The following is a 21,520-nucleotide window of genomic DNA, read 5'->3' on the forward strand; positions in this document are numbered from 1 at the left end:
ACCCCCTCGCTCCCTAGCATCGCGGCGCACGGCTCGACGACGCGCCGACGAGAACGAGGAGCAGCGTCTTGGACTGGACGAGAACGCACTCACTGATCCGCAGGTCTGTCCCCTCGCCCGCCCGGCGGCGTACGACGCTTTCCGCCGTGCTGGCCGGTGCCCTCGCCGTCGGCATCCTCGTCGGCGCCTCGAACGCCCGGGGGGAGGCGGCGGGACCCGCGCGCACCGCATGCCCCGCCGCTCTGGCCGGTGAGGCCGACTGCTACACCGGCCGCGACGCGGGCGGCGCGTACTACGCGATCGCCGTGCCCGACGACTGGAACGGTTCCCTCGTCGTGCACGCCCACGGCGGCCCCGACCTCGGCGCGGACTCCGACCCCGCCCGCAGCCTCGACGATCTGGGCCGCTGGACGGTCATGGTGAAGGAGGGCTACGCCTGGGCGGGTTCGTCGTATCGCCGGGGCGGCTACGGGACGCGGATGGCCGCCGCCGACACCGAGAGCGTGCGCCGGCTGTTCGTCGAGGAGTTCGGCACGCCGCGGCGGACGTATGTGCACGGCCAGTCGTGGGGCGGGAACGTCGCCGCGAAGGTCGTGGAGACCTACGGCGGGCGGCAGGGGGCGTACGACGGGGCGCTGCTCACCAACGGCGTCCTCGCCGGTGGCTCGCGCGGCTACGACTACCGCGTCGACCTGCGCGTCGTCTACCAGTACTACTGCCGCAACCACCCCCGCCCGACCGAGCCGCAGTACCCCCTGTGGCAGGGGTTGCGCGCCGACTCGGCCATGACGACCGCCGGGCTGCGCGCCCGGTTGCAGGAGTGCACCGGGTACGCGTCGGCGCCCGAGGAGCGGACCGCGCTCCAGCAGCGCAATCTCGACGACATCCTGGCGGTCACGAAGGTTCCGGCGCGCACGCTGGAGGCGCATCTGCGGTGGGCGACCTTCACGTTCCGGGACATCGTGCACCACCGTCTCGGCGGCCGGAATCCGTTCGGCAACCAGGGCGTTCGGTACTCCGGATCGCATGACGACAAGGCACTCAACGCCGGCGTCGAGCGGTTCGCCGCGGACCCGACGGCCGTACGCGATCTGTCCTACGACAGCGATCTCACGGGCGAGGTCTCGATTCCGGTGCTCACCCTGCGCGCGATCGACGATCCGACGGCGTTCGTGGAGCACGAGGCGGCGTTCCGGGACACCCTGCGCGGTGCCGGCCGGGACGAGCATCTGGTGCAGACGTTCACGCGGGAGCGCGAGCACAGTGTGCTGAGCGACGCCGAGTCCGCCGCCTCCATGGCGGCCTTGGAGACATGGGTGCGGACGGGTGAGAGGCCGACGGTCCGGTCCGTCGCGGCCTCGTGCGCGGCGTTCGACCGTACGTACGGCACCGGTTGCTTCTACGATCTGGAGTACCGCCCTTCGCCGTACGCCTCGCGCGTCGAGCCCCGCCCGGGTGGGCTGCGGTGGCCCGCGATGACGGCGGCTCAGGAGCGGGCCTGGAGCAGGATCGAGGGTGTCGGGATCGCTCCTTGAGCGGCGCGGGGCCGGTCGATGACTATCGTCCTCGCATGGGATCCGTACGTGCCGTCCTCATGGACATCGACGGGGTTCTCACCGTCTCGTGGCAGCCGCTGCCCGGTGCGGTCGAGGCCTTGCGGGAGATCCGCGAGGCCGGGCTCGGTGTGGCGCTGGTCACCAACACGACCTCACGGACACGGGCGTCGGTCGCCCGGACGCTGGCGGACGCCGGGTTCCCGGTGTCCGCGGAGGACATCCTGACCGCGCCGGCCGTCACCGCCGCGTATCTCGCCGAGCACTGTCCGGGGGCGCGGTGCGCGCTGCTGAACAGCGGGGACATCGCGGAGGACCTGGGCGGGGTCACCCTCGTCGGCGAGGACGAGGGCGACGATTCCGCCCCGGACGTGGTGGTCGTCGGCGGTGCCGGGCCCGAGTTCGGGTACGCGGCGCTCAACCGGGCCTTCGGGCATGTGCAGCGCGGGGCGCGGCTGGTGGCCATGCACCGGAATCTGTACTGGCGTACGGAGGAGGGGTTGCAGTTGGACACCGGCGCGTTCCTGGTCGGCCTGGAGAGGGCCGCGCGGGTGGAGGCGGAGATCACGGGGAAGCCGTCGGCCGCGTTCTTCGAGGCGGCGCTGGCACACGTGGGGGTCGGTGCGCGGGAGGCGGTGATGGTGGGCGACGACATCGAGTCCGATGTGCTCGCGGCACAGCGGGCCGGGGTCACGGGCGTGCTGGTCAAGACCGGCAAGTACCTCCCGGAGACCCACCGGGACGCGAGCGGTACGCCCGACCATGTGATCGACTCCATCGCCGACCTGCCCGCCCTGCTGGCGGAACCGCGGGAGTCAGCGCAGCAGTAGCTGGAGGCCGCCCACGACCGTCGCCGCGATGACCAGTTGCTCGAACAGCCGCTGGTTGATCCGGTTCACCGCCCATTTGCCGAGCAGCGCGCCGGGCACGACGAACACCACGAGCGCCGCGTCGAGCAGCAGCGAGGGGCCGTCGATCAGGCCGAGTCCGGCGCTGAAGGGCACCTTGGAGACGTTGACGATCAGGAAGAAGAAGGCGGACGTCCCGAGGAAGCCGAGCTTTCGGAAGCCGGCCGACAGCAGGTACATCGACATCACCGGGCCGCCCGCGTTGGCGACCATGGTGGTGAAGCCGCCCAGGACGCCGTACGAGCGGGCCTTGACCCGGCCGGCCCGCGTGGTGACCGAGTCGGGTTCCTCCTCCTTCTCGCCCGTGCGGCGGCGCCACACCGTCACGCCGGCCATCAGCAGCAGGATCGCGCCGATCGACGTACGGACGATGCCGTCGTCCGCCCACACCAGGAACAGCGTGCCGAACACGACGCCGGCCGCGACCGCGGGGAACAGCCGCCACAGCGTGGGCCAGTGGGCGTGCCGTCGGTAGGTGAGGACGGCGAGGACGTCCCCGGCGATCAGGATCGGCAGCAGGACGCCGGTGGAGGCGCGGGCGGGGAGCACAGCGGCGAAGATCGCGAGGCTGACCGTGTTGGCCCCGCTCACGGCCGTCTTCGAGAAGCCGACGAGCAGGGCCGCGAGGGCGAGCGCGGCGAATTCCCAACCGGTGATGTGCCAGAGAGTCATCGTGTCCATGCGGAGACCGATGCTATGCGCACCTAACCGATGCCCGTAAGGAGCGTCTCGCCAGTTGGGAGATTGCTTCGGGGATCGCGTCGGGTTGCTTCGGGGATCGCTAGTGCCTCTCCACCAGCACCGCACTCCCCTGCCCCACGCCCACACACATGGTCGCCAGCCCCCGCGCCGCTCCCGTCCGCCGCATCCGGTGCAGCAGCGTCGTGAGGATGCGGGCGCCCGAGCAGCCCAGCGGGTGTCCCAGCGCGATCGCGCCTCCGCTGGGGTTGACCAGCTCGGGATCGATGCCGAGCTCGTCCACGCAGGCGAGTGCCTGCGCCGCGAACGCCTCGTTGAACTCGGCTTCCTGGATGTCGCCGATCGTCCAGTCGGCGCGGGCCAGGGCCTTGCGGGTGGCGGGGACGGGACCGATGCCCATCACGTCGGGGTGGACGCCGGCCGAGGCGCCGGCGACATAGCGGCCGAGGGACTCCAGGCCCAGTTCGTTGAGGGCCTCCTCGCTGACCAGGAGCAGGCCGGCGGCACCGTCGTTCATCGGTGAGGCGTTGCCCGCCGTGACGGTGCCGCCCTGCCGGAAGACCGGCTTCAGCCGGGAGAGCTTCTCGTACGACGTGTCCTCGCGGACGCACTCGTCGCTGTCGACCAGGACCCCGTCCGGGCGCTGCACAGGTAGCAGTTCGTCGTCGAAGTGTCCGTTCTTGCGGGCCTCGGCGGCCCGTTGGTGGCTGCGCAGCGCGAACTCGTCCTGCCGCTCGCGCGGGACACCGTGGCGCTCGGCGACCTCCTCGGCCGTCTCGCCCATGGACAGCAGGCCGTGCAGGTCCTTCATCGCCGGGTTGACCAGGCGCCAGCCGAGGCGGGTGTCGGCGGTCTCGATGCGGTGCGGCAGCGCCTCGTCGGGGCGGGGCAGGACGAAGGGAGCGCGGCTCATGGACTCCGAGCCGCCGGCGAGCACGATGTCGGCCTCGCCCGCCGCGATGGTGCGGGCGGCCGTCGTCACCGCCTCCAGACCGGACGCGCACAGGCGGTTGACGGTCGCGCCGGGCACCGTCTCCGGCAGGCCGGCCAGCAGCGCGGCCATGCGGGCGACGTTGCGGTTGTCCTCGCCGGCCTGGTTGGCGGCGCCCCAGTAGACGTCGTCGACACGGGCCGGGTCGAGTGCGGGGACATCCGCGACGAGACCCCGGATCACGGTCGCGGCGAGGTCGTCGGGCCGTACCGACGACAGCGCTCCGCGCAGCTTGCCGATGGGGGTGCGGCGGGCGGCCGCGAAGTGGACGGGACGCACGACAGGTCTCCTGACCGGGCAGTATGAATCGACACCCATTTAATTAGCACCGCTAGTTTTGGACTATAGACCGACCCGCCGCGCCCTGAGAAGATCCCCGGACACCTTCACCGACGCAGCCGAGGGGGACGAGGAGACATGGCCGACGACCGCGAGCATGTCCTTGCCGGAAGCCGGGGATCGATCGCCGTACGCGCATGGCCGAACCCTCGGCCCCGCTCCGTCGCGCTCGTGATCCACGGCTACGGGGAGCACGCCGGCCGGTACGCCGAGGTGGCGGACGTCCTCGTCGAGCACGGCGCGGCCGTGTTCGGGCCCGATCACGTCGGTCACGGGAGGTCGGCGGGCGAGCGCGTGATGATCGAGGACTTCGAGGACGTGGTCGCCGATGTGCACGCCGTCGCCGGCCTGGCCCGGGCCGCGTATCCGGGCCTGCCCGTCGTCCTGATCGGGCACTCCATGGGCGGCCTGATCGCGGCCCGCTACGCGCAGCTCCACGGCGACGCGCTCGCCGCCCTGGTGCTGTCCGGGCCCGTGATCGGCGACTGGGCCCTGCCCCGGCGGCTGCTCGCCCTCGACGAGATCCCCGACACCCCGATCAGCCCGGCGGCGCTCTCCCGTGACCCCGATGTGGGCGCGGCGTACGCGGCGGATCCGCTGGTCTGGCACGGCCCGATGAAGCGGCCGACGGTGGAGGCGTTCGCCCGGATGCTGGACACGGTGTCCAAGGGCGGCGGCATCGGGCGCCTGCCCCTGCTGTGGCTGCACGGCGACGAGGACCGGCTGGTCCCGCTCCCCGGCAGCCGCGTCGGCGTCGAGGAGCTGCGCGGGCACGAGCTGACCGAGCGCGTCTACCCCGGGGCCCGGCACGAGGTGTTCCACGAGACGAACAAGGCGGAAGTGTTCAGGGACCTCATCCACTTCCTGGACGGTGTGTTCGCGCACTGAGACACCTCGCGTTTTGCACCGGTTCGCCTTGGGCACCCGCGCCCGCATGGAGGGGTTGCGGCGCCTGGAGTGATGGCGGCGCCGCTCCGTACCGGCCATGACCAAGCCACAAGGAGGAGCTCGGTATGACTGTCGTCAAGAGCACGCTTCCCGAACCGGCTCGCCGGGTCGCCGGGGAGGCCCTGCAGAGCACTCTCGTCGATCTTCTCGGACTCTCGCTGATCGGGAAGCAGGCGCACTGGAACATCGTGGGACCGCGGTTCCGCTCGATCCATCTGCAGCTCGACGAGGTGGTGTCGGTGGCCCGCGCGTACTCCGACACGGTCGCCGAACGCTCCGCGGCGCTCGGCCTGCCGCCCGACGGCCGGCCGGAGACCATCGCCGCGGCCTACACGCTGCCCGGCCCCAAGGAGGGCTGGCTGCGCGACACGGAGGTCGTCCAGCTGGTCGTGGACGCCATGGCGGCGGCCATAGAGCGGCTGCGCGAACGTATCGACGCGACCGCCGAGGCGGACCCGGTGACGCAGGACCTGCTGATCGGCATCACGAGCGAGCTGGAGAAGCAGCGCTGGATGTTCGACGCCGAGAACTGGCCGCGCGACGAGTGACAAGACCGTACGGAAAAGCCCGTAAGGAAAGGCCCGTACGGAAAACAGCCCTACGACAAGAGCCGTACACCGTTCGCCAAGAGCCGTACTCGCCAAGGAGGGGCACCATGACCGACGCCCTCGAACTCGACACGCTGTGGCAGGACTTCCACCGCGTGGTGAACATGACCTCGCAGGAGCTGGCCACCTGGCTGCGGGTCAGTGACGCGGACGAGGAGACCGAGCCGCTGCCGGACCAGGCCGGCACACCGACCGGGCAGCATGTCCTCGCGATCCTCCAGAAGCGGCGCACGGACCTCACGGACGACGACATCCAGGTGATGTACGACGTCGTGGACACCGTCACCGCCGAGGCGGACCTGGAGAACGAGCCCGAGCCCGAACAGACGCGCCGTCGGCATCAGTTGATGACGATCGGCCACGATCCGCTGAGGCCATGAGCGACGACAGGCGCGTCGTACGGGAACTCGTGCGCGCGCACGGCCAGACGTTCGCCGAAGAGGCGGGCATCCCGCTGAAGGACACCCCGCAGCCGCTGTACCGGCTGCTGGTGCTGGCGCATCTGCTCAGCGCCCGGATCCGCGGCTCGATCGCCGTCGACACCGCCCGCGAACTGTACGAGGCGGGGCTGCGTGATCCACGCCGCATGGCCGACGCCGACTGGCAGGAGCGGGTGGACGCGCTGGGCCGGGGCGGCTACCGGCGTTACGACGAGCGGACCGCCACCCAACTCGGCGACGGCGCCGAGCTGTTGACCGACCGGTGGGGCGGCGATCTGCGGCGGCTGCGCAAGGAGGCGGACGGCGACGTCGCCGAACTGCGCCGCCTGCTGCAGGAGTTCCCCGGCATGGGTCCGGCCGGCGCCGACATCTTCCTGCGCGAGGCCCAGCGGGTCTGGCCGGAAGTGGCGCCCTACCTGGACGGCAAGGCCCTCTCGGGCGCGCGGCGGCTCGGCCTGCCCAAGGACCCGGACCGGCTGGCCGACCTCGCCGGGAACACCGAACCGGCCGTGCTCGCCGCCGCGTTGGTGCGGGCGGCCGTCGACAAGGAGGTGGCCGAAGACAGCCTCCGCCGGGCCGCATGATCGTGAAAGACTGCTCGGATCACGCCGTTGTCGAGCACAGGAGGCCCGCGTGACCGGGACCGAGCCGGCCGTATCGCGTATCGACACGAGCAGGCCGCATCCGGCCCGGGTGTACGACTGGTTCCTCGGCGGCAAGGACAACTACCCCGTCGACGAGGAACTCGGACGGCGGATCACCGCGCTGCAGGGGGACGCTCCGCGGCATGCGCGGGCCAACCGCCGCTTCATGGAGCGGGCCACGCGGGCGGTCGTCCGGGAGACGGGGATCCGCCAGTTCCTCGATGTCGGTTCCGGCATCCCGACCGAGCCCAACCTGCACCAGATCGCCCAGTCCGTCGTCCCCGACGCACGAGTGGTGTACGTCGACAACGACCCGATCGTGCTCGCACACGCCGAGGCCCTGCTGCACGGCACCCCGGCGGGTGTGACCGCATATGTGCAGGCCGATGCGCGCGAACCGGAGCGGATTCTGGAACAGGCCGCCTCCGTCCTCGACTTCGACCGGCCCGTCGCCCTGTCACTGATCGCGCTCCTGCACTTCATCGCGGACGACGACGGCGCCCACCAGCTCGTGGACACGCTGGTCGGCGCGTTGGCGCCGGGCAGCTGTCTGGTGCTGTCGGCGATGACGGCGGACTTCGATCCGGAGAACGTCCGTCGGGGTATCGCGGCCTACACCGCGAGCGGGGTGACGCTCGTGGCCCGTTCGCACGCCGAGATGGGCCGCTTGTTCAAGGGACTTGAGCTGCTGGAACCGGGCATCGTCTCCCTGTCCGACTGGCGGCCGGCCGCGGACGAGAACGAGACGAGGGAAGTACCCGTGTCCGAGACGAGGGAAGAACCCGTGTCGCTGTACGGCGCGGTCGGCCTCAAGCGCTGATCCCGCAGCCCGCCAGCCCACTCAGCCGAGCAACCACCCTCCGTCCACGGCCAGTTCGACCGCGTTGACCGACCCGTTGCGCAGCAGGAACTCCACCGCGTCGACCACGTCGGCCATGGTGGCCAGCCGCCCGGTGGGGGTCTCGGTGCGCAGGGCGGCGAGCACCCGCTCCGGCTTGGCCTGCCAGTAGGGGCTGTCCCCGACGACACCCGGGTGCACGGCGTTCACCCGGATCGGCGCGAGTTCGACGGCGAGGGTGTTCACCAGGCCGCCCACGCCCGCGTTGACCGTCGCCACCGTCGTCGCGCCCGGATAGGGCCGTTCCTTGGCCTGCCCGCCGAACAGCACGATCGCGCTGTCGTCGTGGAGCCGGTCCCGCAGGACATGCACGACCTCGGTGTAGCCGACGAGTTTCAGGGTGACGAGCCGCAGGGCGGCGTCGATGTCGTACTCGGTGACCTTGTTGTCGTCGCGCGACACGCCCGCGAGCACCAGGTGGTCGAGGCGTCCGACGCCGGCCAGCGCGGCACCGATCTCCTGCGGCCGGCCGAGGTCGAGGGCGAGTCCGCGGGCGCCGATCCCCTTGGCGACGATGTCGGCGCGATGGGCGTCACGGCCGGTCAGGACGGTCTCGTCCCCACGCCCGGCCCGCATCCGGGCGAACTCCAGCCCGATGCCCGACGTACCGCCCACGACGAGGACGCTGCTCATGACTCCAGGGCCTCCCTCAGGTACTCCCAGTCCCGCGTGAACCGGTAGGAGTGGCGCGGCGGCGGCTGCGGCGCCTGTGTCTCCAGCCAACGCAGCGGTCCCCGACCGGCGTTGGCGAACCCGTGCACACAACCGGCGCCCGCCCAGGCGCAGTCGCCGGGGCCGAGCCGGTACCGCTCGCCGTCGAACACCGCGTCCGCCTCCCCTTCGAGAAACAGGTACGTCTCCTCGAAGGGGTGGTCGTGCGAGCCGGCGACGCCGTCGGGCGCGTACTGCACCATGAACATGGTCGAGGCGACCGCGCCCAGATCGCTGTCGACCATCGTCTTCACGGTGATCCCGCTGTACACGAGCAGGGCGGTGCGCATGCTCGCCGACACCGCGAGCAGGTCCTGGGACTGCTTGCCGGCGTCCATCTGCACGGGTGCGAAGTGGCCGAAGTACCGGGTGCGCGGATCGCGGACGTCGATGCGGACGGGGTCGCGCTCGGGTAGCGCGGGCACCGCCTGCGTGTCGTACCCGTAGCGTGCCCGCGGCACCGGGGCGAGCATGTCGGCCCAGCGGCCGGCGAGGTCTCCGGCGCCGCGCCAGGCGTGCGGGACGCCGGTCGGGAGGAGGCCGTAGTCGCCCTCTTCGAGCAGGTACGCCCTTTCGGGCACATCGAGGATCACAGCGCCGTAGAGCACATGGAAGCTCTCCTCGTACGAGTGCACATGGGCCGGGACCCGGCCGTCGGGCCGTATCCCGCACAGGCCGAAGCCGGTGTGCACACTGCCGTCGCCCTCGCCGACCAATGTCCGCCGCCGGTACCCGAGTTCGTCGTACGGCGGCTCCGGAACCTCGGCGGCCCGGTTCACCAGGTGTCGGGTCATGCCGCGCTCTTCGCCTCCTTCGCCGCGAGGAGCCGGTCACGGGACTCCTGGACCAGGCGCCGGGCCCGGTCGACGTCGGCCACGAGCCGGCCGCCGCGCTTGCGGATCACGCCGTCGACGATGACCGTGTCGACGTTGGAGACGTCGGCCGACAGGGTCACCGCGGCGGCCGCGTCGTGCACCGGGGCGACGTTCAGCGCGGTGGCGTCGATCGCGACGACGTCGGCGCGTTTGCCGGGGGTGAGGGAGCCGGTGCGGTCCTCGACGCCCGCCACGTGGGCGCCGTTGCGCGTCGCGACCTCCAGCATCTGACGTGCCGTCAACATGCTGTCCGGCACGGGCATGTTGGCCTTCCAGCAGTCGGCGTTGACCCGGGCGCGCTCGGCGCCGAAGGCCGCGCGGATCTGGGTGAACATGTCGCCGGGCACGGTGGTGACGACGTCGATGCTCAAGGACGGCCGCAGTCCGTACTCGATGGCCTTCATCACGGGCGGCCAGCCGTGTCCCATCTGCATCTCGACCTGCGGCGCGATCGACACCGTGCCGCCGCTGTCGGCGACCATCCGCCACTCGTCCTCGTGGAGGTAGCAACAGTGGATGTAGGTGGTGTCGGGTCCGAGGAGACCGAGGTCGTTCAGCTGCTTGACCATGCCGAAGCGGCCGGCGAGCCGCCCCATGGCCACGTGCACGGTGACCGGGATGCCCAGCTCGCGGGCGAGGGCCCATTCGGAGGTGACGACCTCGTTCGTGCAGAAGCCGGGGCCACGGGTGGCGAGCGCCATGGTGAGCAGGCCGTCGTCGGAGGCGAAGTACTTGGCGCGGATCCGCCGTACGTCGTCCCCGGGGACGGCGATCTTGCTCTCGAACCAGTAGTCGGCGAGCGAGGTGTTGGCGCTGCCGTACGCGTACTGGGCGCGGATGCCGGTCTCCGTGAGCGCCTGGATCGCGGCGTCCGGGTGCTCGGGCGTGTTGTTGATGTGCGACCAGTCGACGAGGGTGGTGATGCCGGCGTTCAGGCACTCCAGCGAGCCCGCGAGGTTGCCGGCGTACACGTCCTCGGGGGTGTAGAGGGGCGCGAAGGTGTCGAGGATGTCGACGAAGTAGTCGTCCAGGGTGGCGTCCGGGGCGACGTTGCGGATCGGCGCCTCCCAGGTGTGGCGGTGGGTGTCCACGAAGCCGGGGATCACGATACGGCCGGTCATGTCGAGCACTTCGGCGTCGGCGCTGATCTCCCGGTCCACCGCGGCGATCGTCCCGTCCTCGATGAGGACGTCGCCCTGGGGCAGGTCCCCGGTGGCGGGGTCCATCGACAGCACGTGACCGGCGCGCAGGAGTATCCGATGGGTCATCGTTCTTCCTCCCATGGGGTGTTCAGTACGCGGCGAGGTCCCGGACGGCCGCCACGACCTTCTCGACGGTGGGGATGACCTCCTCTTCGAGTGCGTCGGCGAACGGCAGGGGCACGCACTCCCCCGTCACCCGCCTGACCGGCGCGTCCAGCAGGCCGAACCCCTCGTCGGCGACGACCGAGACGAGCGTGCCGCCCCAGCCGCCCTGGTACGGGTTCTCCTCGACGGTGACGAGCCGCGAGGTCCTGCCGAGCGAGGCGAGCACGGTGCTCATGTCCAGCGGTACGAGACAGCGCAGGTCGACGACCTCCGCCTCGATGCCCTCGCCGGACAGCAGTTCGGCGGCCTTCAGCGCGAGCGGCACCATCGAGGCGAGGGCGACGAGCGTGACGTCGGCGCCCTCGCGGACGACGGCGGCGCGGCCCAGTTCGACGACGTGGTCCGGCGGCGGAGGCGTGCCCTTGGTGGCGAGCAGCGCCTTGTGCTCGAAGAAGACGACCGGGTCGTCGCTGCGGATCGCCGCCGCCATCATGCCGATCACGTCGCCGGGGGTCGCCGGTGCGGCGATCTTCAGGCCGGGGATCGTGAACGCCCAGTTCTCGGTGGCCTGGGAGTGCTGCGCGCCGAAGCCGAGCCCGCCGCCGTTGGCGGTGCGCACGACGAGCGGCACGGTGACCTGGCCGCCCGTCATGTACCGCACCTTCGGGATCTCGTTGGCGAGGTAGTCCCAGCAACAGGCCAGGAAGTCGGAGAACATGATCTCGGCGACCGGCCGCATCCCGGTCATCGCGGCGCCCATGGCGGCCCCCACGATGGCCTGCTCGGATATGGGCGTGTCCCACACCCGCTCGGACCCGAACTCCGCTCGCAGCCCGACGGTCGTCTTGAACACCCCGCCCGCCTCACCGATGTCCTCCCCCAGGCATACGACGGTGGGATCGCGCCGCATCTCCCGAGCGATGCCCTCGGCGACCGCCTCCCGGTAGCTGATCACGTCCGCCACGCCGCACCTCCGTCCGCCCATACGTCGGTCAGCGCCTCGCGCGGATCGGGCGGCGGGGCGGCCTTCGCGACCTCGACCGCCTCCCGTACGACGGTACTCGCGCGCTCGTCGGCCTCGGTGATCGTCTCCGGCGCCACCCCCAGCTCGACGAGCCGCCCGCGCGCCAGGTCCAACGGGTCGTGCTTCAGCCAGCGTTCGACCTCCTCGGCCGGACGGTAGGTGGCCGGGTCGGCACGGCTGTGCCCGAAGTGCCGGTAGGTCTCCGCCTCCAGCAGCGCCGGCCCGCCTCCTGCCCGGGCCCGCCCCGCGAGCCGGGCCACCACTTCCTGTACGGCGACGACGTCGTTGCCGTCCACCACCTCGCCCGGGATGCCGTACCCGGGCGCCCGGTCGGCCGCGGGCCGGGGCACCGCCGTGACGTCGGCGATCGGGGTGTACTCCATGTAGAGGTTGTTCTCGCAGACGAACAGCACGGGCAGCTTCCATACGGCGGCCAGGTTGAGCGCCTCGTGGAAGGCGCCGATGTTGGTGGCGCCGTCGCCGAAGAAGGCGACCGCGATCTGCTCGGTGCCGCGCAGCCGTGCCGACCAGGCGGCGCCGGCCGCCATCGGGAGGTGGGCGCCGACGATGGCGTACGAACCGAGCATGCCGGTGGCTGCCTTGGTCAGGTGCATGGAGCCGCCCTTGGCCTTGCACAGTCCGGTGGCCCGGCTCATCAGCTCGGCGAGGCACTCCTGCGGGGTCGCTCCGCGCGCCAGCGCGTGATGGTGGCCGCGGTAGGTGGCGAAGACGTAGTCGTCGGGGCGCAGTGCGGCGCTCGCGCCGACGGCGATGGCCTCGTGTCCGGCGGCGAGGTGGGTGGTGCCCTTGACGAGGCCTTGCAGGAACAGGTCGTGGGCGGCCTTCTCCGTACGGCGGATGACGGCCATCTGCTCGTAGGCGGCGAGGAGTTCGGCCGGTTCCATCAGCGCGTCCCGTTGCCGTGCGGGGTGTTGAGGTGGGACTGCGACTCGCGGCGGGTGTTGAGCTCGCCGCCCACCGTCCAGTACTTGCGGCCCGCGACCAGCAGTTCCTCGGCCGGGAACTTGGTGATGACCTCGCAGCCGTCGGCGGTGACGACCAGTTCCTCCTCGATGCGGGCGGCGGACCAGCCGTCGGCGGCGGGCCAGTAGGTCTCCAGGGCGAACACCATGCCCTCTTCGAGGACCTCGGGGTGGTCGAGGGAGACCAGCCGGCTGAAGATCGGCTTCTCCCAGATCGACAGGCCGACGCCGTGCCCGTACTGGAGGGCGAAGGCGGCGGTCTCGTCGGCGAAGCCGAACTCCTCGGCACGCGGCCAGACTCGGACGATGTCGGCGGTCGTGGCACCGGGGCGGACGAGGGCGATGGCCTGGTCCATGTACTCGCGGCAGCGGACGTACGCGTCACGCTGGGCGCTGGACGCGCTGCCGACGGCGAAGGTGCGGTAGTAGCAGGTGCGGTAACCGAGGTGGCTGTGCAGGATGTCGAAGAAGGCGGGGTCGCCGGGGCGGATCAGGCGGTCGCTGTAGACGTGCGGGTGGGGTGAACAGCGCTCGCCGGAGATCGCGTTGACCCCCTCGACGTACTCGCTGCCGAGGTCGTACAGGACCTTGCTGACGACTCCGACGCACTCGTTCTCGCGCACGCCGGGCCGCAGGTAGCCGTACAGCTCCTCGTACGCCGCGTCGACCATGGCGCAGGCCTGAGTGAGCAGGGAGATCTCGTCCGGCGTCTTGATGCGGCGCGCCTCCAGGAAGACCTGCTGTCCGTCGACGACCTCGATGCCCTCGGCGCGCAGGGCGGTGAGGATCGGCATCTCGGCGACGTCGATGCCGAGGGGTTCGCCGGCGAGACCGTGCTCGCGCAGTTCGGCGGCGATCTTCGCGGCGACGTCCTGGGCGATCCCCGCCTCCGGGTGGAAGGCACCGCGGAGTGTGGAGATGCCGGCGCGGGCGCCGGTGGGCGGGCCGCCCTCCTTGCCGTCGCTGTAGTCGAGCCACGGGTTGTAGAGCTGGTGGTGGCGGGCGGCGGAGCCGAAGTCCCAGACGATCGGTTCGCCGCCGCGCATCAGCAGGGCGAAGCGGATCAGCTTGTCCATCGCCCAGGTGCCGATGTGCGTGGCCGTCATGTAGCGGATGTTGGCGAAGTCGAAACTGAGCACCGCACCCAGTTCGGAGCGGTTCAGGGTCTCGTTGAGGCGGGCCAGCCGCTGCCCTCGCAGCCGGCCCGGGTCGACGCGCTCTTCCCAGTCGACGGCGTTGGGTCCGAACGTGCGGATCGCCATGGCGACCACCCCCACTTCGGAGTGAACGACCGCACGCGGCGAGTGTCAAGTGTCACTGAACACGAACCAGACGCCCACGGCCGGTACGTCACCATCATTGCGGTAGCGGTGCGGGGTCGTCGACTCGAAGCAGACCGCGTCGCCGGGACGCATCGTGTACTCGTCGAAACCGAGAGTGAGGACCAGCTCTCCCGAGGTCAGGCAGCCGTATTCGGTGCCCGCGTGGCGCATGAGGCCGCCGGAGCCGGAGGAGGCGCCGCCGGGCCGGTAGGTCACCTGCAGGAAGTCGACATCGGTGCCGGGAACATGGCCGAGACGCTCCCACACGACACCCGAGTCCAGCTCCAGCACCTCCCGCTCGTCCGGCGTGACCAGCGGGCCGATACGGCGGCCGGGGTCGGCGGCGAAGGCGGCCAGGGCGTGCAGGACAGTGCCGGAGGCCGCCGTCACCGGGGCCGCCACCGTCACCGGGGACACGGCGGCGGCCTCGCCCGCGTCGAAGAGGGACTCGACGGAGATGCCGAGGGCCGTGGTGATCGCGTACAGCGTGCTCACCGACGGCTGGCTCTTGCCGGTCTCGATCTGCGAGATCAGACTCGCCGAGACGCCGACCTCACGGGCCAGCGCCCGCAGACTCGTCCCACGCTCCAGACGCGCCTGCCGGATGCGCGCGCCGACGGGCGGCACGATGGCGGCTGACACGGACGACTCCTCCCCGGCGCTGCGGGCCGCTCACTGGATTTGTGCAGCACCATTGAACAGCCGCAAGGGGCGCCTGGTCGAGGGCGGTTGGACAGCGCCCTCAAAGGGGCGCGGGGCTGTGTCACCATGCGGCTCCGCCGCGTGGGCGCGACCAGCCACGACGGAGCCGCACACGACAGACGACACAACGCGGCACCCGCTGTCACGGCGCTACCCACGGAGCGCTCCCGTCGGAAGCACCGCCCGCACCTCCCACCCCACCCCGCCCCGTGGCCCGGCATGCAGTTCGCCGCCCAGCGCGGTGACCCGCTCCTTCAGACCGACGAGCCCGAACCCGCCGCCGTGCGCGGCCGCCGGAAGCTGTGTGCCGCCCCGCCCGTCGTCCGCGACCGACACCTCCAGGCGCCCGGCGTAATCCCGCAGGCGCACCTCGACGTGCATGGCGTCGGCGGCATGCCGGCGGATGTTGGTGAGCGCCTCCTGCACGACCCGGAAGGCCGCGGCCTGCACCTCGTGCGGGAGGTCGTCGGACACAGCCGGGTCGCGGCGCAGGGTGACCTGCTGGACCGGGCTCGCGAATCCGTCCGTCAGCTCGGCGATGGCCGCCAGGTCACCGACCGGGCGGCGGTCGGTCGCCTCGTCGCCGCTGTCGCGCAGCACACCGACCGTGCGGCGCATCGAGGCGAGCGCCTCGGTCGCGGCGCGTTCGATGCCGGCCAGGACCGGGTCGAGTTCCTGCGGCTGGGTCTGCGCCATCATGCGGGCCATCTGTGTCTGCACGAGGATCCCGGTGACATGGTGGGCGACGAAGTCGTGCAGGTCGGCGGCGATGGCCACGCGTTCGCCGCGCCGGGTCTCGCTGACGGCGAGCGTCCGCCGGTAGTCCATCGTGCGCAGGTATACGGCGAGCCCGGCGAAGAGACCGACCAGGACCAGGCCGGCCACCATGAAGCCCAGCGCGCCGGCGTCCAACGGCCCGAGATACCGAACCGGCAACAGCAGCAGCGCGCCCGCGTCGAGGGCGCCGCACCCCCACGCCCAGCGCGGCGGGCAGTGCCGTACCGCGACGAACAGCAGGCACAGCAGGATCAGGACCTCGCCGGGACCGAAGGTGTTCGCCTTGAGGGTCAGCAGCGTGCCCGCCGAGTAGAGGATCGAGGCGAGGGCGGGCACGGCGGTGCGCACCTGCGGCGTGAGCCACTCGGGCCGCCCGGCCGGCCACAGCACGCCGGCGAGGCCCACGGCCAGCACGGCCAGGGCCGGCCAGACGGGGCTCGCCGTCGGCAGGAGGCTCGTCCCGTCGGAGCCCGCGTAGAGGACGTCGACGACACAGGCGGCGAGCAGGACACCGACGGCGAAGCCCCGGGCGCAGCCGCGGGGGGAAACGGACTTCATGCCGATCACGGTAAGCGAGGCCGTGCGCGGCGGGATCGGCCGAACGGCCGAGGGGTCGCCGCTGACCCCGACCTTATGGCCGAGGCGCGTGCCCGGGCGCGCGGGCGAGGGTGGAGCCGCATCCTCACCACGGGGATACGTTGCTCTCCGGAGCAAGATCCACCCGGTGCCCTGGGTCGGCGAGAAGGTCTCCGGCATCACCTGCCCGGCCGGCCTGAAGGACGGGCTTGTCGCGCCCACGCGATGGAGCCGCACATCGCCGCCGCCCGCACCCCTTGGGGCGCGCTGCCGAGCCGCAGGCGACTTCGCCAGGGCTGCTCGGGCCGCCCCACCCGTCAACCCCGTAGGGCATGATCGACCCATGACCGTCCCGACCCCGCCCGGCGCGCCCATCCGCGTCCTCATCGCCGACGACCAGGACATGGTCCGCACCGGCTTCCGCTTCTTCCTCGACGCCCAACCCGACATCACCGTGGTCGCCGAGGCCGCCGACGGCGAGGAGGCGGTGGCGCTGGCCCGGCGGGAGCGGCCGGACGTGTGTCTGCTGGACATCCGGATGCCGAAGCTGGACGGCCTGGAGGCGACCCGGCTGCTGGCGGGTCCCGAGGTGGCGGACCCGATGCGGGTGGTCGTGGTGACGACGTTCGACCTCGACGAGTACGTGTACGGGGCGCTGCGCGGCGGCGCGTGCGGGTTCCTGCTGAAGGACTCGGGGCCCACCCTCCTCGCGGAGGCGGTCCGTGCCGCCGCGGCCGGTGACTCGCTGGTCTCGCCGTCGGTCACGGTCCGGCTGCTCAAGCACATCACCGCCCCGCAGACCGTCTCCGCCGCCCCTGCTCCGGCGAAGCCCGCCCCGCCCTCGGAGCCCCTCACCGACCGCGAGCTCGACGTCGTCCGCCTGGTCGCCCTCGGCCGTACGAACGCCGAGATCGCCGCCGAGCTGTACGTCTCCCTGTCCACGGTCAAGACGCACCTGTCCAGCGTGCAGCTCAAACTGTCCGCCCGGAACCGTGTCGAGATCGCCGCCTGGGCCTGGCAGCACGGGTACGGACAGCCCGGCACGTGACCCGTCGGCCCTCCCGGCCGTGCTCACCCGAACGGGCCGGTGCCGCTGGTGGGCCGAGAGGGCCGGTGGTGCCCTGAGGACACCTGTCCGTGTCCCAGGAGGCCCTGCGATGAGCCGTCGTCCTTCCCGCCCCGTCCGTGTCGTCGCCGCTGCCCTGGCGGCAGGCGCGCTGCTGACCACCGCGGCCTGCTCGGACGACGACGCCGGAAACGGTGCACGGGCCTCGGAGGTCTCCGCGTCCCCCCTCGCGCGGAAGCAGCCGACCTACTCTCCCGGCCCCACTCTCGGCGAGGCCGGCGCACAGGCCGCGCTGATCACCGAGGCGGACATCGAGGACGACTGGACGCAGGTCAAGGACACCACGGCCGAGAACTGGCACGACAGCCTGCTCATCGGCACCGTCGACGTCTCGGACTTCCTCACCGCCAAGGCCGACGCCGCCGACTGTCAGCGGCTCCTCGACTCCCTCTTCGACGACGATCTGCTGGGCAGGCCGTCGGGGGCGTCCGCGCTGCGCGGCTTCGAGGAGGGAGACTCGCGCCTGCTGTACCAGGTCGCCGCCCATGACCGGACCGACCCGCAGGACTCCTTGGAGTGGATGGCGACCCTGCCTCAGAAGTGCGACCGGTTCACCGCGACCGACAACGGCGAGGAGCGCACCGTCCAGGTCATCGAGACGTCGCTGCCCGACGTGGGCGACGCCCGTGAGGGCCTGCTGGTGACGGTGAAGGGTACGGTCGACGACACGCCCGCCACGCTCACCCTGAACGTCGCGGCCGTACGCGTCGGCGCCGACGCGATCACCGTCACGGCGGGCGGCCTCGACGGGGACGAGGACGACTCCGTCAAGCAGGCCCTGGAGAACGGCACCCAGCGCCTCAAGGACGTCCGGGCCGGCAAGACGCCCGCGGCGAGCCCCAGCGAGATCCAGTGACACCTCCGGCAGTTCTCCCCGCCGCACGCCAACAGCCGTACCGGCTCTGCCGATTCCCGGGACAGCGTGATCAACGGGACGGCACAATGGCGGCGATGGCCGGTTTCGGTCGTTCGTGCGAGGAGAGGACGAGTCGTGAGTGATGGCCACACCCCGTCGGGCGGGTCGGCGAAGCTGAACACCGGTGTGGCGCACAACGCGCGCGTGTGGAACTACTGGATCGGCGGCAAGGACAACTACGAGGTCGACCAGCAGGTCGGCGAACAGGTCGCCGGGATGTTCCCGATCATCCGGGACATCGCCCGCGCGGACCGCGAGTTCCTCGGCCGGGCGGTGCGCTTCGTGGCCGAGGAGCGGGGCGTACGGCAGTTCCTGGACATCGGCACCGGACTGCCGACGGCGGAGAACACCCACGAGATCGCCCAGCTCGTCGCGCCCGACTCACGGATCGTGTACGTCGACAACGACCCGATCGTCCTCGTGCACGCCCGCACCCTGCTCACCGGCACCCGCGAGGGCGTCACCGCCTACATCGACGCCGATGTGCACGACCCGGACGCCATCGTCGAACGCGCCGGGCAGACCCTGGACTTCACCGAGCCCGTCGCCGTGATGATGCTGGGCATCCTCAACTTCGTCCTGGACTACGACAAGGCCCGCGAGATCGTGCGGCGCGTCCTGGCCGCGGTCCCCTCCGGCAGCCTCCTGGTCCTGACGCACCCGACGTTCGACTCCGAGCTCGGCGGCGAGGGCCAGATCCCGGCGATGAAGTTCTGGAACGAGAACGCCACGCCACCGATCACGGCCCGCAGCGGCACGGACATCGCCACGTTCTTCGACGGGCTGGAGCTGCTGGAGCCGGGCCTGGTGTCCTGCTCGCAGTGGCGCGCCCCCGGCTCCCCCGCCCCGGTGCCGCAATACGGCGCGGTGGCCGTGAAACCCTGACGCCCAACAGGGAGCGCACGTGATGGCCGTGAAGTCGGTGGCCGCCCACCGCACCGGCTTCGGCCTGGACCCGGCTCGGTCCTCGTGGCGAAGGCGCTGGAGATCACCCCGTTCCGCCAGCTGCTGTACAGCTCCGACGCGTATGGTCTGGCCGACCTCTATGGACTGCCCGCCCCCGAACCCCGTCAGCCCCGCGACTGAGCGTTCGCAATCCCCGGAAAGTATGATCAAGCAATGTCTGACATGACCGAAACCACGCCCGGCTGGCTGTCCCCCGACGAGCTGGAGATGGCACGCGCTCGCATGCCGATCCTGTACGTCGAGGCCGTGCCCGTGCGCGTCGACGACAGCGGCGAGGTCACCAGCATCGGCCTCCTGCTGCGCATCGGACCGGACGGTACGGTCAGCCGGACCCTGGTCTCCGGCCGCGTACTGCACCACGAGCGCGTTCGCGACGCCCTCCTGCGCCACCTGGAGAAGGACCTCGGCCCGGTGGCGCTCCCCCGCGTCCCGACCTCCCTGCAGCCGTTCACCGTCGCGGAGTACTTCCCGACGCAGGGCGTCACGGCGTACCACGACCCGCGTCAGCACGCGGTCTCCCTCGCCTACGTCGTCCCGGTCACCGGCGACTGCCGCCCCCGCCAGGACGCCCTCGACCTGGTCTGGTTCAGCCCGCAGGAGGCCCTGTCACCGGCGGTGCAGAGCGAGATGCCGGGCGGGCACGGGGTGCTGCTGAAGCAGGCGCTGGCGCATGTGGGCTGCGTGCTCTGACCTGCGAGCGGGCCGCGGGGGCGGGCCCGTTGTCGTGGTCGGCGCCGGGATCGTCGGTGCGTCCGTGACGTACCACCTGGCGCGCTGTGGAGCGCCGGTGACCCTGATCGACCGGAGAGCCGCACCGGCGACCGGGGTGACCGGCGGTTCCTTCGCGTGGCTCGGGGGCTGGGGCGGTGACTGGCCCGGTGGCGCGGAGGATCTGCGGGGTTCGGTACTTGCGGACTACCGGCGGCTGGAGGCCGAGCTGCCGGACGTCGCGGTGCGCTGGAGCGGCTCGCTGACGTGGGACGGCACTCCGGTGGGGCCTGATTTGGGCGAGGGCCGGTTCCGGGTGGGGGCCGACGAGATCAGGCGGATGGAACCTGGCCTGCGGGTGCCTCCGGACCGGGCCGTGCACACGCCGTCGGACGGTGGGGTGGATCCGGTGGCGGTCACGGGCGCGCTGGTGCGAGCCGCTCGCGCGCTGGGCGCTCAGGTGGTCCTCGGTGCGGCCGGAGTTGCCCTGAAGATCACCGGTAGCGGGGTCACAGGGGTGACCTCGTCCGCGGGGTTCCATCCGGCGTCGACGGTGGTCCTGGCGGCCGGCACCGCGGTCCCCGAGATGGTCGTGCCGCTGGGCGTCGAGCTGCCCATCGGCTCATCCCCCGCCTCCCTGGTGCGTCTCGCGGCGCCGCCCAGGCTGGTGCGCACGATCGTCGCGGGGCCGGATTTCGAGGTGCGGGAAGGTCGGGAGGGGCAGCTGCTGATGACCGTCCCCCGGCCGTCCGACGGGGGCACCGCGCTGAGCCGTCTGCAAGCGGCCTTCCGCGGGGCGGACGGCTGCCGTGTCCTGGACTCCCGGGTCAGCGCCCGCCCGCTACCGGCCGACGGCCCCCTGCTGGGCCCTCTCATCCCGGGCGGGTCCGTGTACGTGGCCGTCCTGCACTCGGCCGTCACCCTGGCGCCCACGGTCGGACGGCTGGTCGCGCGGGAACTCGTCACCGGCGAAGCCGCCGCCGAGCTGCGCCGCTGCCGACCGAGGAGCGCCGCCTGAGGCGGCGATGCGACAGAGCGCCCTCAGAAGAGCAATTCGGCAGTCGGCTACGTGGTCCTCACGCGCTCACTCCGGCTCCCCGGCGTTGTGGCGGCTCGTGCCCGGCTCCCCGGCGTTGCGCTGGACCGTGCCCGGCTCTCCGCTGTCCCGGTGCCACTCCACCACCAGCTCGTCCTTCGTGCCGAAGCGGACCAGATGCCGGCCCACGACGTCCTCGAACAGCCCCAGGCGCTCGGCGTCGGCCTCCACCGACAGCAGTAGCGCCCCCTCGGTCGCGGCAAGGGTGCCGGTGCCGCCCTGAAAGACGATCCGGCCCTCCCCCGCCTCTTCGTCCCAGCTGGTCTGGCTGCGGCGGCCCAGGTGGGAGGCGAGTTGCTTGGCGTAGCGGTGCGGGCGGTCGGTGGCGACGCGTGCTTCGGAGCGGGACATGACTCGATAGTGCCGCAGGAAGACGAACGGCGGGCACGGTCCACGACCACAC

Annotated in this window: 23 protein-coding genes; 12 read left to right on the forward strand and 11 right to left on the reverse strand. The window is 71.7% G+C overall.

Going from position 1 to position 21,520, the window contains the following annotated elements; translation table 11 throughout:
* Positions 1 to 68 precede the first annotated feature (68 nt).
* Together QQM39_RS04100 and QQM39_RS04105 are read left to right on the forward strand one after the other, a co-directional pair.
* Positions 69 to 1,535 carry a hypothetical protein gene (locus QQM39_RS04100; protein ID WP_301995244.1) on the forward strand — a complete coding sequence of 489 codons (1,467 nt, stop codon included), beginning with the start codon at positions 69 to 71 and terminating at the stop codon, positions 1,533 to 1,535.
* Between the two features lie 35 nt (positions 1,536 to 1,570).
* Positions 1,571 to 2,383 carry a TIGR01458 family HAD-type hydrolase gene (locus tag QQM39_RS04105; protein WP_301995245.1) on the forward strand — a complete coding sequence of 271 codons (813 nt, stop codon included), beginning with the start codon at positions 1,571 to 1,573 and terminating at the stop codon, positions 2,381 to 2,383.
* Here the strand turns inward: QQM39_RS04105 and QQM39_RS04110 are convergent.
* Complete coding sequence (locus QQM39_RS04110) at positions 2,369 to 3,142, reverse strand: sulfite exporter TauE/SafE family protein (RefSeq protein WP_301995246.1); 774 nt, start codon at positions 3,140 to 3,142, stop codon at positions 2,369 to 2,371. The two genes, QQM39_RS04105 and QQM39_RS04110, sit on opposite strands and share 15 nt — an antisense overlap.
* Before the next feature lie 100 nt (positions 3,143 to 3,242).
* On the reverse strand, positions 3,243 to 4,430 hold the full coding sequence (locus QQM39_RS04115; protein WP_301995248.1) for a thiolase family protein: 1,188 nt from the start codon (positions 4,428 to 4,430) through the stop codon (positions 3,243 to 3,245).
* A 138-nt stretch (positions 4,431 to 4,568) separates the two neighbouring features.
* Between QQM39_RS04115 and QQM39_RS04120 the strand changes: the two genes are divergently transcribed.
* The 5 genes from QQM39_RS04120 to QQM39_RS04140 all read left to right on the forward strand — a co-directional run bounded on the left by QQM39_RS04120 (position 4,569) and on the right by QQM39_RS04140 (position 7,950).
* On the forward strand, positions 4,569 to 5,378 hold the full coding sequence (locus QQM39_RS04120) for an alpha/beta hydrolase (RefSeq protein ID WP_301995250.1): 810 nt from the start codon (positions 4,569 to 4,571) through the stop codon (positions 5,376 to 5,378).
* A 125-nt stretch (positions 5,379 to 5,503) separates the two neighbouring features.
* Positions 5,504 to 5,986 (forward strand): Dps family protein, encoded by a 483-nt coding sequence (locus QQM39_RS04125; RefSeq protein WP_301995251.1) that lies wholly within the window; start codon positions 5,504 to 5,506, stop codon positions 5,984 to 5,986.
* A gap of 107 nt (positions 5,987 to 6,093) precedes the next feature.
* Positions 6,094 to 6,426, forward strand: a complete 333-nt coding sequence (locus QQM39_RS04130) for a DUF3140 domain-containing protein (RefSeq protein ID WP_128436752.1) — start codon at positions 6,094 to 6,096, stop codon at positions 6,424 to 6,426.
* The gene (locus QQM39_RS04135; RefSeq protein WP_301995253.1) at positions 6,423 to 7,070 is read left to right on the forward strand and encodes an endonuclease; all 648 of its coding nucleotides are present in this window, start codon (positions 6,423 to 6,425) and stop codon (positions 7,068 to 7,070) included. Before QQM39_RS04130 ends, QQM39_RS04135 begins: the two co-directional genes overlap by 4 nt.
* 49 nt (positions 7,071 to 7,119) lie before the next feature.
* A complete protein-coding gene (locus QQM39_RS04140) occupies positions 7,120 to 7,950 on the forward strand; it encodes an SAM-dependent methyltransferase (RefSeq protein WP_301995254.1) in 831 nt (276 codons plus the stop codon).
* 21 nt (positions 7,951 to 7,971) lie between these two features.
* On the opposite strand, the gene QQM39_RS04145 is transcribed toward QQM39_RS04140, so the two are convergent.
* The 8 genes from QQM39_RS04145 to QQM39_RS04180 all read right to left on the reverse strand — a co-directional run bounded on the left by QQM39_RS04145 (position 7,972) and on the right by QQM39_RS04180 (position 16,287).
* Positions 7,972 to 8,661: an SDR family oxidoreductase gene (locus QQM39_RS04145; RefSeq protein WP_301995256.1), complete on the reverse strand. Its 690-nt coding sequence runs from the start codon at positions 8,659 to 8,661 to the stop codon at positions 7,972 to 7,974.
* A complete protein-coding gene (locus QQM39_RS04150) occupies positions 8,658 to 9,533 on the reverse strand; it encodes a cupin domain-containing protein (protein ID WP_301995257.1) in 876 nt (291 codons plus the stop codon). The genes QQM39_RS04145 and QQM39_RS04150 overlap by 4 nt, the downstream gene beginning before the upstream one ends.
* The gene (locus QQM39_RS04155; protein ID WP_301995258.1) at positions 9,530 to 10,882 is read right to left on the reverse strand and encodes an amidohydrolase family protein; all 1,353 of its coding nucleotides are present in this window, start codon (positions 10,880 to 10,882) and stop codon (positions 9,530 to 9,532) included. The genes QQM39_RS04150 and QQM39_RS04155 overlap by 4 nt, the downstream gene beginning before the upstream one ends.
* Positions 10,883 to 10,904: 22 nt before the next feature.
* Complete coding sequence (locus QQM39_RS04160) at positions 10,905 to 11,885, reverse strand: alpha-ketoacid dehydrogenase subunit beta (RefSeq protein ID WP_301995259.1); 981 nt, start codon at positions 11,883 to 11,885, stop codon at positions 10,905 to 10,907.
* Positions 11,873 to 12,850 (reverse strand): thiamine pyrophosphate-dependent dehydrogenase E1 component subunit alpha, encoded by a 978-nt coding sequence (locus tag QQM39_RS04165; protein WP_301995260.1) that lies wholly within the window; start codon positions 12,848 to 12,850, stop codon positions 11,873 to 11,875. Before QQM39_RS04165 ends, QQM39_RS04160 begins: the two co-directional genes overlap by 13 nt.
* The gene (locus QQM39_RS04170; protein WP_301995261.1) at positions 12,850 to 14,190 is read right to left on the reverse strand and encodes a Xaa-Pro peptidase family protein; all 1,341 of its coding nucleotides are present in this window, start codon (positions 14,188 to 14,190) and stop codon (positions 12,850 to 12,852) included. Before QQM39_RS04170 ends, QQM39_RS04165 begins: the two co-directional genes overlap by 1 nt.
* A 45-nt stretch (positions 14,191 to 14,235) precedes the next feature.
* Positions 14,236 to 14,892, reverse strand: coding sequence for a helix-turn-helix domain-containing protein (locus QQM39_RS04175; RefSeq protein ID WP_301995262.1), 657 nt, complete (start codon positions 14,890 to 14,892; stop codon positions 14,236 to 14,238).
* Positions 14,893 to 15,102: 210 nt separating this feature from the next.
* Positions 15,103 to 16,287, reverse strand: a complete 1,185-nt coding sequence (locus QQM39_RS04180) for a sensor histidine kinase (RefSeq protein WP_301995263.1) — start codon at positions 16,285 to 16,287, stop codon at positions 15,103 to 15,105.
* A gap of 361 nt (positions 16,288 to 16,648) precedes the next feature.
* Between QQM39_RS04180 and QQM39_RS04185 the strand changes: the two genes are divergently transcribed.
* The 5 genes from QQM39_RS04185 (at position 16,649) to QQM39_RS04205 (ending at position 21,039) form a co-directional block, all read left to right on the forward strand.
* On the forward strand, positions 16,649 to 17,353 hold the full coding sequence (locus QQM39_RS04185; RefSeq protein WP_301995264.1) for a response regulator transcription factor: 705 nt from the start codon (positions 16,649 to 16,651) through the stop codon (positions 17,351 to 17,353).
* 109 nt (positions 17,354 to 17,462) lie between these two features.
* The gene (locus tag QQM39_RS04190) at positions 17,463 to 18,287 is read left to right on the forward strand and encodes a hypothetical protein (protein ID WP_301995265.1); all 825 of its coding nucleotides are present in this window, start codon (positions 17,463 to 17,465) and stop codon (positions 18,285 to 18,287) included.
* A 135-nt stretch (positions 18,288 to 18,422) separates the two neighbouring features.
* Positions 18,423 to 19,232, forward strand: coding sequence for an SAM-dependent methyltransferase (locus QQM39_RS04195; RefSeq protein ID WP_301995266.1), 810 nt, complete (start codon positions 18,423 to 18,425; stop codon positions 19,230 to 19,232).
* Positions 19,233 to 19,475: 243 nt separating this feature from the next.
* Positions 19,476 to 20,003, forward strand: coding sequence for an NUDIX hydrolase family protein (locus QQM39_RS04200; RefSeq protein WP_302003469.1), 528 nt, complete (start codon positions 19,476 to 19,478; stop codon positions 20,001 to 20,003).
* Complete coding sequence (locus QQM39_RS04205; protein WP_301995267.1) at positions 19,984 to 21,039, forward strand: FAD-binding oxidoreductase; 1,056 nt, start codon at positions 19,984 to 19,986, stop codon at positions 21,037 to 21,039. Before QQM39_RS04200 ends, QQM39_RS04205 begins: the two co-directional genes overlap by 20 nt.
* 66 nt (positions 21,040 to 21,105) lie before the next feature.
* Here the strand turns inward: QQM39_RS04205 and QQM39_RS04210 are convergent, their stop codons facing one another.
* Positions 21,106 to 21,468, reverse strand: a complete 363-nt coding sequence (locus QQM39_RS04210; protein ID WP_301995268.1) for a DUF2218 domain-containing protein — start codon at positions 21,466 to 21,468, stop codon at positions 21,106 to 21,108.
* Positions 21,469 to 21,520 lie beyond the last annotated feature (52 nt).

Origin of the sequence: Streptomyces sp. DT2A-34 (assembly GCF_030499515.1) — a bacterium.
GTDB lineage: Bacteria > Actinomycetota > Actinomycetes > Streptomycetales > Streptomycetaceae > Streptomyces.

What these genes read in the sequence shown, in the direction of transcription:
- QQM39_RS04110 (WP_301995246.1), bottom strand. Translation starts at nt 3,142, where the DNA reads ATGGACACGATGACTCTCTGGCACATCACCGGTTGGGAATTCGCCGCG.
- QQM39_RS04185 (WP_301995264.1), top strand. Translation starts at nt 16,649, where the DNA reads ATGACCGTCCCGACCCCGCCCGGCGCGCCCATCCGCGTCCTCATCGCC.
- QQM39_RS04105 (WP_301995245.1), top strand. Translation starts at nt 1,571, where the DNA reads ATGGGATCCGTACGTGCCGTCCTCATGGACATCGACGGGGTTCTCACC.
- QQM39_RS04155 (WP_301995258.1), bottom strand. Translation starts at nt 10,882, where the DNA reads ATGACCCATCGGATACTCCTGCGCGCCGGTCACGTGCTGTCGATGGAC.
- QQM39_RS04145 (WP_301995256.1), bottom strand. Translation starts at nt 8,661, where the DNA reads ATGAGCAGCGTCCTCGTCGTGGGCGGTACGTCGGGCATCGGGCTGGAG.
- QQM39_RS04190 (WP_301995265.1), top strand. Translation starts at nt 17,463, where the DNA reads ATGAGCCGTCGTCCTTCCCGCCCCGTCCGTGTCGTCGCCGCTGCCCTG.
- QQM39_RS04120 (WP_301995250.1), top strand. Translation starts at nt 4,569, where the DNA reads ATGGCCGACGACCGCGAGCATGTCCTTGCCGGAAGCCGGGGATCGATC.
- QQM39_RS04170 (WP_301995261.1), bottom strand. Translation starts at nt 14,190, where the DNA reads ATGGCGATCCGCACGTTCGGACCCAACGCCGTCGACTGGGAAGAGCGC.
- QQM39_RS04150 (WP_301995257.1), bottom strand. Translation starts at nt 9,533, where the DNA reads ATGACCCGACACCTGGTGAACCGGGCCGCCGAGGTTCCGGAGCCGCCG.
- QQM39_RS04200 (WP_302003469.1), top strand. Translation starts at nt 19,476, where the DNA reads ATGACCGAAACCACGCCCGGCTGGCTGTCCCCCGACGAGCTGGAGATG.
- QQM39_RS04130 (WP_128436752.1), top strand. Translation starts at nt 6,094, where the DNA reads ATGACCGACGCCCTCGAACTCGACACGCTGTGGCAGGACTTCCACCGC.
- QQM39_RS04210 (WP_301995268.1), bottom strand. Translation starts at nt 21,468, where the DNA reads ATGTCCCGCTCCGAAGCACGCGTCGCCACCGACCGCCCGCACCGCTAC.
- QQM39_RS04165 (WP_301995260.1), bottom strand. Translation starts at nt 12,850, where the DNA reads ATGGAACCGGCCGAACTCCTCGCCGCCTACGAGCAGATGGCCGTCATC.
- QQM39_RS04180 (WP_301995263.1), bottom strand. Translation starts at nt 16,287, where the DNA reads ATGAAGTCCGTTTCCCCCCGCGGCTGCGCCCGGGGCTTCGCCGTCGGT.
- QQM39_RS04125 (WP_301995251.1), top strand. Translation starts at nt 5,504, where the DNA reads ATGACTGTCGTCAAGAGCACGCTTCCCGAACCGGCTCGCCGGGTCGCC.
- QQM39_RS04135 (WP_301995253.1), top strand. Translation starts at nt 6,423, where the DNA reads ATGAGCGACGACAGGCGCGTCGTACGGGAACTCGTGCGCGCGCACGGC.
- QQM39_RS04205 (WP_301995267.1), top strand. Translation starts at nt 19,984, where the DNA reads ATGTGGGCTGCGTGCTCTGACCTGCGAGCGGGCCGCGGGGGCGGGCCC.